The sequence below is a fragment of the Gemmatimonadaceae bacterium genome, assembly GCA_020846935.1.
In the GTDB taxonomy this organism is placed as follows: Bacteria; Gemmatimonadota; Gemmatimonadetes; order Gemmatimonadales; family Gemmatimonadaceae; genus RBC101.
Genome location: JADLCY010000002.1, coordinates 204,512 through 219,590, shown reverse-complemented (window position 1 = coordinate 219,590; position 15,079 = coordinate 204,512). Strand labels below are relative to the sequence as shown.

The window sequence follows — 15,079 nt, the reverse complement described above, 5'->3', positions numbered from 1 at the left end:
AGTGGAATGAATGGACGTGAACGGGACGGGTCGGATGAACGGGCAACGGAACGCGTCACCCTGTACGAGGGGCGCCGGCGTCGGCCGCCTCACCCCACGCTCCCTTCCAGCGAAATGCCGAGCAGTTGCTGCGCCTCCAGTGCAAACTCCATCGGCAGCTCCTTGAAGACCTCCCGACAGAAGCCGCTGACGATCATCGACACGGCGTGTTCTGCGGACAGGCCGCGCTGCTTGAGGTAGAAGATCTGGTCCTCGCCGATCTTTGACGTGCTCGCCTCGTGTTCGATGATCGCCGAGTTGTTCTGGACTTCGATGTACGGAAACGTGTGTGCGCCACACTGGTTGCCGATGAGCATCGAGTCGCACTGCGTGTAGTTCCGCACCCCTTCCGCGCGCGGCAGCACCTTCACCTTCCCACGGTACGAGTTCTGCCCTCGCCCGGCGGAGATGCCCTTGGAGACGATGTTCGACTTCGTGTGGCGGCCGATGTGGATCATCTTCGTGCCGGTGTCCGCCTGTTGGCGGTTGTTGACCACCGCGACGGAGTAGAACTCACCGGTGGAGTGGTCACCCTGCAGGATCACGCTGGGATACTTCCACGTGATCGCCGACCCCGTCTCCACCTGCGTCCACGAGATCTTGCTGTGGGTGAACGCCTTGCCGCGCTTGGTGACAAAGTTGTAGATGCCGCCGCGTCCCTCTTCGTCGCCGGCGTACCAGTTCTGCACCGTCGAGTACTTCACCGAGGCGCGATCGAGCGCGACGATCTCCACCACCGCGGCGTGCAGCTGGTTGGTCGAGCGCTTGGGCGCCGTGCAGCCCTCGAGGTAGCTCACCGACGCGCCTTCGTCGGCCACGATCAGCGTCCGCTCGAACTGGCCCGTGTCGGCGGCGTTGATGCGGAAGTACGTGGACAGCTCCATGGGGCAGCGCACGCCCTTCGGCACGTACACAAACGAGCCGTCGGAAAAGACCGCCGAATTGAGCGCGGCGAAGTAGTTGTCGCTGTAGGGGACGACCGAGCCCAGGTATCGCTCCACGAGGTCGGGGTGTTCCTGGACCGCCTCGCCGAACGAGCAGAAGATGATGCCGTGCTTCTTCAGCTCCTCCTTGTACGTCGTGCCCACCGACACCGAATCGAAGACGGCATCGACCGCGACGCCGGCGAGCAATTTCTGCTCGTGCAGCGGGATGCCGAGCTTGTCGTACGTATCGCGGATCTTCGGATCGAGCTCGTCGAGGGAACCCAGCGGCTTCGCCGTCTTTGGCGCCGAGTAGTACGAAATCGCCTGATAGTCAATCGGGTCGTAGCGGACGTTGGGCCAGCGCGGCTCCACCATCTGCTGCCAGCGACGGAACGCCTTGAGGCGCCATTCGAGCATGAAGGCGGGCTCGCGCTTCTTGGCCGAGATGAGCCGCACCACGTCCTCGTTCAGGCCGGGCGGAATCGTATCGGCCTCGATGTCGGTGCTGAACCCGTACTGATACTCCCTGGATACCAGGGCCTCGATGGACGAACTCATGACGTCTCCTGCAGCCGACTGGTAGGGGCCGGTGGGTGATGGTCGGTGCCCGACGCGGCGTGCCGGAGCCCGGTCGGTTCCGCGATGCAGTATTCACAGCAGTTCGCGCCCTTGGCGATGTGCGCATGGCGCCTGACCTCGGCGCCCAGGACGTCCTGGATGAACTGTTCCTCGGCGATGCAGACCTCGGGGAACTGGTCCACCACCGCGCGGATCGTACAGTGGCGCTCTCGCAGGATCGATCCGTCGTCGCCGCCGGCCTCGGCCATGTACCCGAGCGATGAGAGGATCTCCGCGAGCCGACGCGCCCGCTCAGCGAGCGGCAGTCCGTCGAGTTCTGGCCTGGCGCGCTCGGCGATAGCTGCCCATCGGGAGCGAAACACCTCCACGACTGCGTCCGATCCGATGCGCGAACGGATGAGCGCCAGCGCGGTGGAGAGCGCCTCGTCGTGCGAGTTGGGGAACAGCCGGTGCGCCGCCGGCGTCAGGCGATATGCAAACACCGGTTGGCCGACGCCGCGGTTCTCGCGCTGGTACGCGACCAAGCCGTCGGCCTCGAGATCCTTGAGGTGGCGGCGCAGCGCGTTGGCCGTGAGTCCGAAGCGCTCGGCAAGTTCGCCTGCCGTAAGCGGTTGCGCCTGCTTGAGCGCTGCGAGCACGTCGGCCTTTGGGCCTTTGAATCCAGCGAGCTGACGTGTCTCGGTCATGGGGAGGAATGTGATCGGGATTCCGGACTAAGTCAACGAATCTGTTAGCGAATTCACCCGGCCGGTCGGGGCCCGATCCGATCGCGTTTGGGGTCGTGGCGTGGGGGCGCTTGAGGGCCGTCGGTTCGGGGCTCGATCCGTCATGATCACGCCGGGACGTTCTGTGAGGTCGCCCGCGCGTCGGGGCATAAATTTGGCGCCGCCGGGAACGGCGGGCGGGGAGCCGCGTCGAGCGGTCGCCGAGGTGAGCGGAGCGCAGCAGTCAAGCTCGACAAGAAGCACCAGCGTGCCGGCTGTTCGATGCGGCCGCTGACCACCGACATGCTCGACCACGCGGCACGACGAGTCGGCAGCCTCCTCACCACTGGTCGCAGGTGACAAGAGGGACTCGCGGAGTGCGGAGGCAAACGCTGCAACGTCCCGGTAACGATCGGACGGCTGGCGTGCGAGGCCGCGCATGACCGTCGCCTCCACATCGGGTGCGATGACACGTTCCACCTCATCGACCTGAGGCGGCCCATGCGCGCCGCGCTCGAGAACCCTCTTCCCGGCCCGGCTCGCACCGAGCACTCGCACCCCCATACAAAGGAGCGTGCGATTTCCGACGGTCTCCTTCGTGTCCCGTGCGCCGCTGAGGTCTCCCTCGCTTCACTCGGGTCGCGGCAGGTCCATCACGCGCCGGAACTCACGAACGGCGTCGTCGGCATCGTGGACTTGTAGCTCCCCTCGAGGGGGCCCATGCACCGCAGGGCCGGGCCTGACGCGCCCGCCATCCCTGTAGCTCCCCCCGAGGGGGGCCCGTGACCTGCTCGTGCGCCCCGCAGCGCGACGCATGCATGTCGGCGCCCGCCGCTACGGATGGGTGCGCTTCACGTCACAGCTAAACGTGCGTGACGCCCGTCACGCGCGGAGGCCACGCACCCGTACTTCCCCGAGTGTCCTGCCAGGCGCGGCGATCCTAGACTCGGAGGACAACCTCACAGTGGAGGCACGCGATGGGTGGAAAGACACGAGGACGCGGGGACGATGTCGCGCCCGATCAACGCAAGCTCACGGCAATCCAGGCGGCGCGGCTGGGCTCCCTTGCCGGCATCGACAAGGATCTTCTCGTCGGTCTCACGGTCAACGACGTGCGGGACAAGTTCGGCTGGCAGGTGGATGCACGCCTGCTCCTGTTCCGGCGCATCTGCGGTCGTGTGGTGAAGAAGGATCCCGTCACCGGGCAGTCGTATCCCGTGCCCTTTGCGACGGTGCACGTGGAAGACACGGACTGTCACCTCATCAGCTACTTCCCGCAGCAGTGGCCATGGGGCTGGTTCTTCCCGTTCCATTGTCATCGCGAAACGCTGGCGACGGTGAAGACGGATCGGTGCGGCAACTTCTGCGTCTGGGTTCCGCGGTTCGAGATCGACTGGATCCTGCACTGGCGCAAGGCGCGCATCTGCTTCCCGGACATCTTCATCCGGCCGAGCCTGAGGGATCTGCTGCCGTTTGACCCAACGATCCCGGAGCGTGGGCCGTTCCCGCCGCGGCCGGGCCCGGGCCCCGATCCGGCGCCCTTCACGAGGCTCGCCGCGTTCTCAAACAACGCACTGCAGGGCCTCACCGGCGACGCGGCCCGCGGCCTCACCGACCGTCTCGTGCGGCTCCACGAGTCGCGCGCGTTTGGCGCACCGGCTGCCGACATCGACGCGATCGCCAACGCACGTGCCTTTGACAACGAGCTGCCGCCCCCGCTGCCGGTGGAGTTCCGCAAGGCGCTGGGCCAGGGCGTGGACGTGAAGCGCGGCGACAAGGCGGTGGACCCGGTCGAGGGCATCCGCACGGCCGTGGGCCTGCATCTGCAGCGCAGTGGTCGCGACCTGCAGCATTTCGACCCGCGACGCTACGTCGGGCCGTTCCTGCGTTGCCGCGACGTCCTGATTCCCGAGTGGCACCTGATCAGTGACGTACCGGACATCACGTTCCGTGTGACGCAGGACGTGGACGGTGACGGGGACGAGGAGGTGATCTACTCCGAAGGGTTCTTCGACGTGCGGTGGAACGCCGGGGCGATCCCCGACGTCACCCTCGTCGCGAACGACCTCGCCGTGGCCTCGCAGGCGTGCGACGTGCCGGTGGTGCCGTGTGGTAACGTGCCGGCGATCGTGTTTGCCGGGCTGCACCCGCTCGACGACATCTCCTACTTCGACAATGTCGAAGGCTATGCCACTCGGCCTAACCGGCCGCAGCCGGGCGGTCCGCGACCGCCGGCAAAGACGCCGTTCTGCGGTACGCTGCAGCTCTACGGCTGCGTGAACCTGCCGGGCGCCGTGTACTATCGCGTGCTGCGGAGCACCGACAACGGTGCGACGTTCGCGCCGATCACCAACCTGCCGCGAGTGCTGCACCCGGCTGGCGGTGGCGCTCCGGTGATCGAAACGCCAGCCGATGGCTGGTATACCGTTCTCGCCAACCCCGCCGACTGGCATCCGGCGCGCATGCTCATCGAGTGGCCCACGCCTTCGATCGGCAAGAACGTGCTGAAGGTCGAAACCGGTGACGGAGCAAAGACGCCCCTCGCGGCGTCGGCCCCGGTCAGCATTCAGGTCGACAACACGGCGCCGAACATCACGTACAACAAGCTCTCCTGGCGTTTCGTTGGCGAGGCGGACAGTGCGTTCGATCTTCCCGGTCGCAACCTGCTCGTGCCCTGTCCGGTGATCCGTCGCGGCAGCCCGGCGCAGGACATCGAGGTGCAGTTCGAGGCAACCGTCAGCGCGGCGCATCTCCGCAACGCCTACATCTACTCGTCAGGGTGTGGCGGTGGCGCGTTCTCGCTCGTTGGCAGCGCCCCGAATCACACGTCGCACTGGCACACGGACGTGAACGACAACTCGGAACTGCTCTACGGGCGCTATGCGCTCTCGAGCGGCGCGCTCGAAGGCTGCTACGGCTTCAACGCGATCGCCAACAGTCGGGCGATGAACCCGGCCGGAAGCGACAACGGGCACCTGGTCGACTGGATCTATGACCCCGTCTACATCTACTCGCATCCCGGCGTGTCGGTGTCGGTGGTGAACGGATAGCGCTCCCCATCGACCCGCCTTCTCTCACCTTCCCGTGACGCTGCTCCTTTCGGTTCTCGCCACCTGGCGACTGACACATCTGCTCGTGGAGGAGGATGGACCGTGGGACATCGTGGTGAAGGTGAGGGCTCGGCTCGGCAATACCGTGGCAGGGCGGGCGATGGACTGCTTCTACTGCCTCAGTCTCTGGATTGCGGCGCCGGTGGCCGTGCTCGTGGCCACCGGCGTGCGGGACTTCGTGATCACGTGGCTGGGCATCTCGGGGGCTGCCTGTCTCCTCGAGCGTGGGACGTCGCGGGACGAGCGCGGCGCAGAGGCTTCGTAGGGCATCGCGGCGCGCCCGAATCCCCGGACGCGTCGGCGATGCCACCAACTCCGGAGAGCAGCCATGTCGTGTTGTGGTGACAAACGTGCGGCGGCGCGCACTGCGTTCGAGCGACCCTCGCGTGCGCCGTCGCCGTCGCTCCCGTCACCGGTGCTCGAACGCCCGGTGGCCATGGCGTTCACGGGCGATGGCCCGCTCGTGGTGCGCGGGTCGATCACCGGACTGTCCTACGCGTTCCCCGCCGGGGACGCGCTCGAGGTCGACTACCGCGACGCCGCCGGATTCCTGTCCAGCGGAACCTTCCGGCTCGCCTGACGCAGCGAGGGGTCGATGAGCGCCTTGGTCACCTCGCGGCGCTCCACCGCCGCAAGCGCTTCGTTCGCCTCATCGAGTCCCCACGCCCGACCCACCATCTCGCGCCACGGGACGTGAGGCGCGTGCTTCGCCGCGACCCGGAGGGCGCGATGGAAGTGCGAGAAGTCGCTCCCCCAGCAGCCACGCAGCTCCACGTGCTTGCGGTTGATCTGCCAATGCGGATGTATGCGCACGTCGCCATTGTCGGAATAGTGCCCGCACACCACGACGCGCCCACCGTCGCGCACGAGGTCCAGGGCCTGCGACACTGCGTCGGGGGCGCCGCTCGCCTCGATGACCACGTCCACGCCAAAACCGTTCGTGAGCGCCCGCACGGCCTCCTCGCGCGCATCGGGTGGGACGCCAAGGTCGAACGTGTGCGTTGCACCCATGCGCTGCGCGAACGCGAGGCGCGACGGAGGGTCGCCGATCGCGACCACATGGTCGGCGCCCGATAGCGCCGCGAGCGCCACGATCGACTGTCCGACGGGGCCGGCCCCGAGCACCGCGACCGAATCGCCCAGGTGGATCGCGGCGCGCTCGACCGCGTGCATCGCTGTCACCAGGCCGCAGCCCCCGCCAATGAACGACTCCGCGTCCAGCGACTCGGGGAGTCGCAACATGTGTACACCGGGCTTCACCCACAGCGCCTCAGCCCAGCCGCCCAGCAATCCTTCGGTTGCCGGGTACGTGATCCCGTAGACCTTGCGATGCGGACAGCGTGTGGACTGGCGTGTGACGAGACAGTGGAAGCAGCGCCCACAGGTCTCATGGACATCGAGGAAGGTCACACGATCGCCGAGCCGAAACGGCCGACCCTCGACGTCGCTGATCGGGCCACCCAGCTCCTCGATCTCGCCGACCGAGACATGGCCCGGGATGATCGGATACGGGATCCCGGACAGTCGGCCGTGGTGCAGGTGCACGTCGGTACCGCAGACTTCGGAATACAGCACCCTGAGGCGGGCGGCGCCCGGCTCGAGATGGGGGACGGGGATCTCGTGAACTTCGAGGGGCTGGTGCGGCGCCGTCATCACCACGGCGCGACGGGTCTGGGTCATGGCGTCAGGACAGGTCCGCCGCCGGCCGTCAGCCGGCGAGAAGGGCAATGATGCCGCGCCGGAGCAGCGCGCCGGCAGTTTCGAGTTTGTACGCATTCCCGGCGAGTGGCCGGGCATCGTAGAGCGCACGCTGGGCCAGGGTCTCGATGTCGTCGTCCGCGAGTCCGCCAACGGCCACGTCCTCTTCGATCGAATCGGTGATCCGCCACGGCGTGTTGGCGACGCCGCCGAGCACGATGCGCACTTCGCCATCGCGGCGTCGCGTGGCAGCGAGCGAAACGAGCGCAAAGTCCCACGCGCCCCGCTGCATCGCCTTGTCATAGTGCTGGACACCGCCGGCCGAGCCCGCGGGCAGATGGATCGCCGTCACCACCTCGCCAGGCGCAAGGGTGGTGGTTCCGTCGAGCCGTTCGCGCGACGTCGCCAGCAACGCGGCCACGGACATCCGACGCGTTCCGGTCTCACCGCGAACGTCGACCTCGGCATCGAGGGCGTACAGCGCAACCGCGGGATCCGAGGGATGCACGGCGACGCAGGGCCCCTGCTGAAACACGGCGTGATACTGGTTCTCGCCGAGCTGCGCTGAGCATCGGTCGTTCCCGAGCCGCAGACAGGGGTGACCATGCCGGAAATACCAGCAGCGCACGTGTTGTCCAAGATTGCCCCCGATGGTCCCCGTGGTGCGCAGGGCATACGACCCGCTCGCCCGGCTCGCGGCGACGAGCGCAGGAAACCTCGACACCACCACCGCGCTGCTCGCCAGCTGGCCCAACGTCACGGCCGCTCCGATCGTGACCGATCCGTCGTCGTGATCGGTGATGGCGCGCGCACCGGGAATCCCGCGCAGGTCGACCACGCGCGACGGCGACGTCCGATGCTCACGGATCAACGGGATGAGGTCCGTTCCTCCGCCAAGCGCCTGCGATCCGCCCTCTCGCAGCAGTGCGAACGCATCGTCCCACGTCGTGGGTCTCACATACGCGAACGGCATCGCGGGAATGTACGATTCCGTGGTCCATACTGCCTCCTCTACGGCTCACTCACCTATCGATGCGACAACTCATTTCCTCTGGAACTCTCTGGGAGCCGGTCGTCGGATACTCCCGCGCGGTCCGCGTCGGCAATGTGGTTCACGTCTCGGGGACCACGGCCACCGACGCGGACGGTCGAGTCGTCGGCGCGAACGACGCGCGGGCCCAAACGGTCCAGGTGCTCCGTAACGTGGAATCCGCACTCGCGCGCACTGGGGCCAGGCTCGAGCACGTCGTCCGCACCCGCATCTACGTCACCGACATCACGCGCTGGGAGGCGGTCGGTCGTGTGCACGGGGAAGTGTTCGGCGACATTCGCCCGGCTACCTCGATGGTCGAGGTATCACGGCTGATCGATCCGGCCATGCTGGTGGAAATCGAGGCCGAGGCGATCGTTACCGACTGAGCGGACTGAAGTTCGCGAGTTCGAACTGGATCTCGTCGTCGGCCACTCCGGCCGAGAAATCGATCGACGCACGAACGGGAAAGCCCCAGCGGGGGTGGTACGCCGCCGAGAACTGACTCGCGTCGACGCGCACAGCGTCATCGACGAGGTCGAAGGCAACATCGACCGGGGCGCCCACGGGCGGGTCGACCGCGAGCGGCTCCGGCGTCCCGGTGTCGAGACGAACGATCGAGGTGACGACGTTGGCGCGCACGGTGAACCGCTTCCAGTAGCCGGCCCCAACGCAAAAGCACACCGTCCGCATGTCGACGGTGTAGTTCGACACACCGTTTGCGTTCCACAGCGCGCGAGCACTGACATGATCGAAAACGCCATCGTCGTTGGGTCCGACAAAGGGCAGGCATCCGACCATCAGGAGCGGCGCCACGAGGCGAATGACGCGACGGAGCATGGGACGCGCGGTTGGCGTGAAACTGCGATCTCCTGAAGCGGTCAGTACCGTAGGACCGCCCCGGGGTTCCTGAACGCCGGGCACTCATCAAGTTTCGCCGAGTGTCCTCGCCGTGCAGTGGTGCGACTCACCTTCTCGACACGAACGCCCTGCCAAGATCCCTCGATCGACTGTTGATTCTGATGCCGCTGATCGGCGGAGCCTGCGGCGGTGGCCTGAGGCCGCTTCCGCCGGCCCGCGCACCGGCCCCGGTCCCGGCGGGTGAAGCGCCGACCACCGTACCGACAGGCAGCGGGCGCCCCCTCCCCGACGACGAGAGTGCGCTCCGCGCGCGCGGGCTCATGGTTCCGGTCGATGGCGTTCCTCCGGTCCGGGTGCCGGACACGTTTACGGCGAGTCGGGGCGAGCGGGGAATTCACGGCGCCGTCGACATTCTTGCCCCACGCGGTACGCTCGTTGTCGCAGCAGACGGCGGTCGCGTGTGGAAGGTCCGCTCGAACACGCTCGGCGGGCTGACGATCTACGTCATCGACGACGATAGCCGCTTCGTGTACTACTACGCGCATCTCGACCGCTACGTCGATGGCCTGGCCGAAGGGCAGCGTGTCGCGCGCGGCGACCCGCTCGGCTACGTTGGCACCACGGGAAATGCACCGGAGAACACTCCGCACCTGCATTTCCAGATGCTGCGGTACCGTGGCAACGGACGCTGGTGGGACGGCACTCCGCTCGATCCCCGTCCGTTCCTCACGCGACCGGGCGAGGTCAATCGTCGATGAAGGGAAAGGAGCGCGCTGAACTACGTGCCGAGGCTCACCACCTCGATCCGCTGGTCCATATCGGCGTGTCCGGCGCGACGGACGCGGTGCTGCAGACCATCGACGACGCGCTGCGAACGCACGAGCTCGTGAAAATCGCGATCGGTCGTCACGCGGGACTCGAACCGAAGCCGATTGCCCAGGGCATGGCCTCCGCGCTGGACGCGGAGGTGATTCAGGTGATCGGCCGGAAGGTGACGTTGTACCGGCACAATCCGGATCTGTGGGTCAAGCCGAGGATGACCCCTCCATGGGCCAACGCGTGAGCGTGTTGCCTCTGCGCGGCTGGTGAGATCAGGAAGGTCTTCGCGGATGGAGTGGGCGGTTGTTTCCGCGGTGAACACCGCCTGCGAGGCAGGGCGCCCAGGCGATCGCCACCTCGGGATCCCGGGAGGAGTCGAGGGTGGGTCGACGGATGCGGGAACGATGCGGCGGAGTTGTCCCGTCAGCCCCTGCTCCGCGCGACCCGCCACGGCGTGAGCGGGAGTTCGTCGACCTCGAGACCCAGCGCGTCGGCCACGGCGTTCGCGATCGCCGCCGCCGTGGGAATCATCGGAGGTTCAGCGAGTCCGCGCGCGCCGACGTGGTTGGCGGTGGTGTCCACCCGATCCAGGCACACGGCGTCGATGATCGGGACGTCGGCGAAGGTGGGGAGCTTGTAGTCGTGCAGCGACGTGTTCACCGGACGCCCGGAGACCGGGTCGAGCCTTCGCTCCTCGCCTGAGGCAAAGCCCAGCGCCTGCAGGATCGCACCTTCCATCTGGCTCCGCGCCAGCAGCGGGTTGATCACGCGGCCCACGTCGTGGACCGCGACGATGCGCACGACTCGGACCTTGCGGGTCTCGATGTCCACCTCGACTTCAGCGCACTGCACGCCAAAGCTCGCGAGCCCGACGCCGGACGGGTTCGGGCCGCGACTGCCGTGGCCCATGATCATGACGTTGCCGAGTTTGCGGGTGACCTCGGCGAAGGAGAGCCGACGGGCACCGTCGAGGGTGCTGAGCGTCGAGTCGTGCGCGCGAATGTCATCGGGGTGGCACTCGAGCATCTCGGCAGCGGCATCGCGCAGGGTGCGCTGAGCCTCGTCGGCGGCCGTTCGCACGGCGGGGGCGACGGACGCCGTGGTCAGTGAGCCCCAGGAGTTGGGCGCGTAGGGCGTTCGCTCGGTGTCGCCGAGGATGACGCGGACATCGGTGAAGCGAGCGCCGAGGGCTTCGGCGGCCACCTGCGCAAGGACGGTTCGCGAACCGGTGCCGAGATCCTGCGTGCCGGTGAGCACGTCGATGGAGCCGTCGTGATTGAGCCGAACGGTGGCATAGGCCGGCGGTCCGCCACCGGCGCCCCACACCTGAGCCGCCATGCCAAAGCCGCGACGTGTGGGCCCAAACGTGGGGGGCCCCCCCGAACTCATATTCGACTCGGCGCCCCCATTCTCCAATACCATCCTGTCCCCACTCGAACCCGATTCCCGCCGGCCCTCCCATCCAAAACGACGCGCCGCCTCGTCGAAACACGCGCGCAGACCGTCCGACGAAAACGGACGGTCCCGCGCCTCATCCCGCCGCACCAGGTTGCGCAGGCGAAGGGCCAGCGGGTCCATGCCCAGCGCGCTCGCCAGCACATCCATCGCCCGTTCGAGTGCGAATGTTCCCTCCACGTGCCCCGGCGCCCGGAACGCCGCCATCGGCTGTTGATGCACGAACGCAAACGTCTCCGTCGTCCGCACGTTCGCGCACGAGTACACCTCGTGAAACGACGCGGCCGCCGAGGCTTCCCACCCCGAAACGCCTAACGGGATCTCGCTCACCGCTTCGATTGCCGTGAGCGTGCCGTCGTGACGCGCCCCCAGCCGCACGCGCACGTGCGACGATGGCCGGTGCCCCGTGTCCGTCTGTTCGCCCTCGCGATCGAGCACGCATCGCACCGCGCGCCCGTGACGGCGCGCCAGCACCGCGGCGACGTACGTGTGCGCGCCCGCGTAGTTCTTGGCGCCAAAGCCGCCGCCCATGTGGTCCGTGATCACCCGGACCTTCGATGCCGGTATGTCGAGCGCCTTCGCCACGTCCGCGCGAACCCGGAAGATCCCCTGCGTCGACTCCCACACCGTCAGGTGATCTCCCTCCCACTCGCACACCGCACCGTGCGGCTCCAGCGCGCAATGCAGCTGCGAACCCGTTCGGTACGCCCGCTCGATCGTCACGTCGGCCGCAGCGAATCCCACGACCACGTCTCCTCGCTCCATCACCTCCGGCTGACCCGACATCACGTTGCCGGACGCGCGCACCAGCGGAGCACCCTCCGCGACTGCCCCCTCGAACGTCGTGACGTGCGGAGCGGGCTCGACCTGCATGCGAACCGCTGCAACCCCCATGGTCGCGGCCGCTGCGCTTTCCGCGCATACCGCGGCCACCGGCTGGCCGGAGTAGGCGACCTCGCGTGCGAGCAGCGGCACGCCGCCCACCTTGATCGGACGCGGCAGATCCTCGGCACGCAGGACCTCGAGCACCCCGGGGACAGCGAGCGCCTGGGAGACGTCCAGCATGACGCGCCCGTGCGCGATGGGTGCGCGCACGAAAGCGGCGTACAGCATGCCGTGTCGGTGGATATCGGCCGTGTATTTCGCCCGGCCCATCACCTTTTCGACGGCGTCGACCCTGGGGTGCGGTTGCCCGACCACGAAGAGCGGCGCGTCGGCCCCCCATGCGTCTGGTTCGCGCGCCGGAATCTCCAGGATCCGGGTCTCGAACCTCCCCTCGACCTCGACCTGCGTGGTCGCGAAGCGCCTTTCGCGCCGTTCGTCGCTCACGGCAAGACCGCAGGATCGGCCGCCCGTGACGAGACGACCTCGAGAATCGCCCGGCGGATACTGGGATAGGTCCCGCAACGACACAGGTTCCCGCTCATCGCCTCCGCAATCTCCGCCTCGGTCGGACTGGGGGATCGCTCGAGCAGCGCGACCGCGGCCATGACCTGGCCCGGGGTGCAGAACCCGCACTGGACGGCGTCGCACGACACAAACGCCCGCTGCACCGGGTGCAGCACGTCCGCCGTCGCCGCGAGTCCTTCGATCGTGGTGATGTGCGCGCCCTCGATCGCGCGGGTCAGTACGAGACACGCGTAGACGGGCTCGCCGTCCACGTGCACCGTACAGGCGCCACACTCCCCGCGGTCGCATCCAGCCTTGGCCCCGGTCAGCGCCAGCCGCTCGCGGAGCGTCATAAGCAGAGACTCGTCGTCCGGGACGTCGATCTGGCGGGGCCGGCCGTTCACGGTCAGCAGCATGCCCGCAAGATACGGCCGCGGGCGGCACCGGTCAGGGCGCCCGGCAGTGCGCGTGCCGCGCCACCCACTCCACTCGTCCCGAGGTCGACTCGTCAGTAACTTGCGCCTCCTGACGCCTTCCCTACGGCCATGCCTTACGTCATTACCGAAGCCTGCAAGGACACCAAGGACCGCTCCTGCGTCGACGTGTGCCCCGTCGACTGCATCTACGAGGGGCCCGAGCAGCTCTATATCCATCCCGACGAGTGCATTGACTGCGGCGCATGTGAGCCCGAGTGCCCCGTCACCGCGATCTTCCCCGAAGAGGACGTTCCCGCCGCCCAGCGCGAGTACATCCAGATCAACCGCAACGTCTTCAAGAACGATCCCCCTCCGGGCCGGCCACAGCGGTAGCCTTGCTCCGCGCCATCACGCTCGACTACTGGGACACGATCTACATCGGCGCCTCCGCACCCGAACGCGTTGAGCGTCGGCAGGAGGCGCTGGTGCACATGCTCGCGGCCCTGGGCACCACGGTGCCGCGTGAGGAGTTCGACGCGCTGTATCACGAGTCCGCGCAGGTCGCCAACCGCTGGTGGCGCGACGAGCAGCGCGGCTACCACACCGCCGACCGCATTCGCTGGATCCTCGGCAAACTCTCGATTGAACGGCCGGCTGACTGCGAACACGTGGCTCACGCCGCGTCCGTGGTCGACAAGACCCTGATCGACTTCCCGCCACCGCTCCTCCCTGGCGCGAAGGCGGGGATTGAGGCCCTCGCGGCGCGCTTCTCGCTGGCCATCGTCTCCGATACCGGGTTCGCGAGCGGGACTGCGCAGGATCAACTGCTCCGCACCGACGGACTGCGCGATCACTTTGTCGCGACGATCTACTCGATGGACGTCGGGCTGGCCAAGCCTCGCCACGAGATCTTCCAGGCCGCACTCGACGCCCTTGGTGTCGAGCCCGCCGAGACCCTGCACGTCGGGGATATCGAGCGGACGGATGTCCGCGGCGCGCTCGCGATGGGGATGCGCGCGGTGCGCCTTGACGCGATTCGCGATTCAGGTCCATCGACTGGCGAGTTTGTGGCGCGATCATGGCCTGAGCTTCTGGGATACATCGTCGAGTAGATCCCCGGGCGCGGAGCCCATCACCGGATGTCGGTACCCCGCAGGGGCAGGTGGCGGCTACTCCAGGTTCATCGCGGCGAGAAACTCCGACAGCACGTGGTTCACCGCGCCTGAGCGCTCGAAGGATGCCACGTGCCCCGCCAGCTGGATGACCTCGAGCCGACTGCCGACAATGCCTCGCTGGAGGAACTCGGCCTCCTTCACCGGCGTCAGCGCGTCCTCCGCGCCCACGATCACGAGCGTGGGGACCGTGATCGTGGCCAGCGTCGCGGACGAATCTGGTCGCGTCATGAGCGCCGTGAGCGCGCCCACGATGCCGTCCACGGGGGCGCTCTCCAGCATCGCATGCATCGAGTCCACGACCTCGGGACACCGTTCTCGTGTGCTCTTGCCGACCATGCCGGCAATCATGGCATCGGCCACGGCACTGCTGCCGCGTGCGCGGGCCAGCGCGATCATCTCGTGGCGCTTCTGCACGCCCTCGGCGGTGTCGGCACCGGCGCGCGTGTCCATGAGTACGAGCCCCCGGATACGCTCGGCGTGCCGCCGCCACATCGCGAGGGCCACATATCCGCCCATCGAAAGGCCGCAGACAATCGCGCGCTCTACGCGCAGGTGGTCAAGCAGCGCGGCCACGTCGTCGGCGTAGCGGTCCATCGAATACGGCTCCGCGGCGGCCGACTCACCAAAGCCTCGAAGGTCGGGAGCGATGCAGCGCGCGCGGTCCACGAGCGCGCCCAGTTGAGGCGCCCACAGCGTGCGCCGATGCGGGAAGCCATGCAGGAACACGATCGGGGGTCCCGATCCCACGTCATCGAAGCCGACCGATCGACCCTCGAGCCAGGCGATCACGGTGGTGCGGAGGGGGAGAAGAGTTGGTGTGGCGTGCGGCGTCAGAACTTGGAGTGGGGCTGAGCGAGGGCAAGGGTCGACAGTCGTCG

The 15,079-nt window shown here is 67.6% G+C and carries 16 protein-coding genes; 8 read left to right on the top strand and 8 right to left on the bottom strand.

Annotated features, from left to right (window positions below; translation table 11 throughout):
* Window positions 1-89: 89 nt before the first annotated feature.
* Together sufB and IT361_04920 are read right to left on the bottom strand one after the other, a co-directional pair.
* Complete coding sequence (sufB, locus tag IT361_04925) at window positions 90-1,523, bottom strand: Fe-S cluster assembly protein SufB (protein MCC6317017.1); 1,434 nt, start codon at window positions 1,521-1,523, stop codon at window positions 90-92.
* The gene (locus IT361_04920; protein MCC6317016.1) at window positions 1,520-2,230 is read right to left on the bottom strand and encodes a helix-turn-helix domain-containing protein; all 711 of its coding nucleotides are present in this window, start codon (window positions 2,228-2,230) and stop codon (window positions 1,520-1,522) included. The genes sufB and IT361_04920 overlap by 4 nt, the downstream gene beginning before the upstream one ends.
* Window positions 2,231-3,225: 995 nt before the next feature.
* Between IT361_04920 and IT361_04915 the strand changes: the two genes are divergently transcribed.
* The 3 genes from IT361_04915 (at window position 3,226) to IT361_04905 (ending at window position 5,938) form a co-directional block, all read left to right on the top strand.
* Entirely contained in the window at window positions 3,226-5,298 is a 2,073-nt protein-coding gene (locus tag IT361_04915) for a hypothetical protein (protein MCC6317015.1), read from the top strand.
* A 34-nt stretch (window positions 5,299-5,332) separates the two neighbouring features.
* Window positions 5,333-5,623: a DUF1360 domain-containing protein gene (locus IT361_04910; protein MCC6317014.1), complete on the top strand. Its 291-nt coding sequence runs from the start codon at window positions 5,333-5,335 to the stop codon at window positions 5,621-5,623.
* Between the two features lie 63 nt (window positions 5,624-5,686).
* A complete protein-coding gene (locus tag IT361_04905; GenBank protein MCC6317013.1) occupies window positions 5,687-5,938 on the top strand; it encodes a hypothetical protein in 252 nt (83 codons plus the stop codon).
* Here the strand turns inward: IT361_04905 and IT361_04900 are convergent.
* Both IT361_04900 and IT361_04895 read right to left on the bottom strand, forming a co-directional pair.
* Entirely contained in the window at window positions 5,887-7,038 is a 1,152-nt protein-coding gene (locus tag IT361_04900; GenBank protein MCC6317012.1) for a zinc-binding dehydrogenase, read from the bottom strand. The two genes, IT361_04905 and IT361_04900, sit on opposite strands and share 52 nt — an antisense overlap.
* A 28-nt stretch (window positions 7,039-7,066) precedes the next feature.
* A complete protein-coding gene (locus IT361_04895; protein ID MCC6317011.1) occupies window positions 7,067-8,029 on the bottom strand; it encodes an FAD binding domain-containing protein in 963 nt (320 codons plus the stop codon).
* 59 nt (window positions 8,030-8,088) lie between these two features.
* Here IT361_04895 and IT361_04890 point away from each other — a divergent pair, with 59 nt between their 5' ends.
* On the top strand, window positions 8,089-8,475 hold the full coding sequence (locus tag IT361_04890) for a RidA family protein (protein ID MCC6317010.1): 387 nt from the start codon (window positions 8,089-8,091) through the stop codon (window positions 8,473-8,475).
* Here the strand turns inward: IT361_04890 and IT361_04885 are convergent.
* Window positions 8,465-8,926: a hypothetical protein gene (locus IT361_04885; GenBank protein MCC6317009.1), complete on the bottom strand. Its 462-nt coding sequence runs from the start codon at window positions 8,924-8,926 to the stop codon at window positions 8,465-8,467. The genes IT361_04890 and IT361_04885 overlap by 11 nt on opposite strands.
* Window positions 8,927-9,108: 182 nt before the next feature.
* On the opposite strand from IT361_04885, the gene IT361_04880 reads away from it, so the two are divergent.
* Window positions 9,109-9,705: a M23 family metallopeptidase gene (locus IT361_04880; GenBank protein MCC6317008.1), complete on the top strand. Its 597-nt coding sequence runs from the start codon at window positions 9,109-9,111 to the stop codon at window positions 9,703-9,705.
* Window positions 9,702-10,010 carry a YhbY family RNA-binding protein gene (locus tag IT361_04875; GenBank protein ID MCC6317007.1) on the top strand — a complete coding sequence of 103 codons (309 nt, stop codon included), beginning with the start codon at window positions 9,702-9,704 and terminating at the stop codon, window positions 10,008-10,010. Before IT361_04880 ends, IT361_04875 begins: the two co-directional genes overlap by 4 nt.
* Window positions 10,011-10,189: 179 nt before the next feature.
* Here IT361_04875 and IT361_04870 read toward each other — a convergent pair whose 3' ends face one another.
* Together IT361_04870 and IT361_04865 are read right to left on the bottom strand one after the other, a co-directional pair.
* On the bottom strand, window positions 10,190-12,550 hold the full coding sequence (locus tag IT361_04870) for a xanthine dehydrogenase family protein (protein MCC6317006.1): 2,361 nt from the start codon (window positions 12,548-12,550) through the stop codon (window positions 10,190-10,192).
* Window positions 12,547-13,026 carry a (2Fe-2S)-binding protein gene (locus IT361_04865; protein MCC6317005.1) on the bottom strand — a complete coding sequence of 160 codons (480 nt, stop codon included), beginning with the start codon at window positions 13,024-13,026 and terminating at the stop codon, window positions 12,547-12,549. The genes IT361_04870 and IT361_04865 overlap by 4 nt, the downstream gene beginning before the upstream one ends.
* Before the next feature lie 129 nt (window positions 13,027-13,155).
* Between IT361_04865 and IT361_04860 the strand changes: the two genes are divergently transcribed.
* Together IT361_04860 and IT361_04855 are read left to right on the top strand one after the other, a co-directional pair.
* Window positions 13,156-13,419 (top strand): ferredoxin family protein, encoded by a 264-nt coding sequence (locus IT361_04860; GenBank protein ID MCC6317004.1) that lies wholly within the window; start codon window positions 13,156-13,158, stop codon window positions 13,417-13,419.
* Window positions 13,420-13,421: 2 nt separating this feature from the next.
* Window positions 13,422-14,138 carry an HAD family hydrolase gene (locus IT361_04855; GenBank protein MCC6317003.1) on the top strand — a complete coding sequence of 239 codons (717 nt, stop codon included), beginning with the start codon at window positions 13,422-13,424 and terminating at the stop codon, window positions 14,136-14,138.
* 57 nt (window positions 14,139-14,195) lie between these two features.
* Here the strand turns inward: IT361_04855 and IT361_04850 are convergent, their stop codons facing one another.
* The gene (locus tag IT361_04850) at window positions 14,196-14,990 is read right to left on the bottom strand and encodes an alpha/beta fold hydrolase (protein MCC6317002.1); all 795 of its coding nucleotides are present in this window, start codon (window positions 14,988-14,990) and stop codon (window positions 14,196-14,198) included.
* Between the last annotated feature and the right edge of the window lie 89 nt (window positions 14,991-15,079).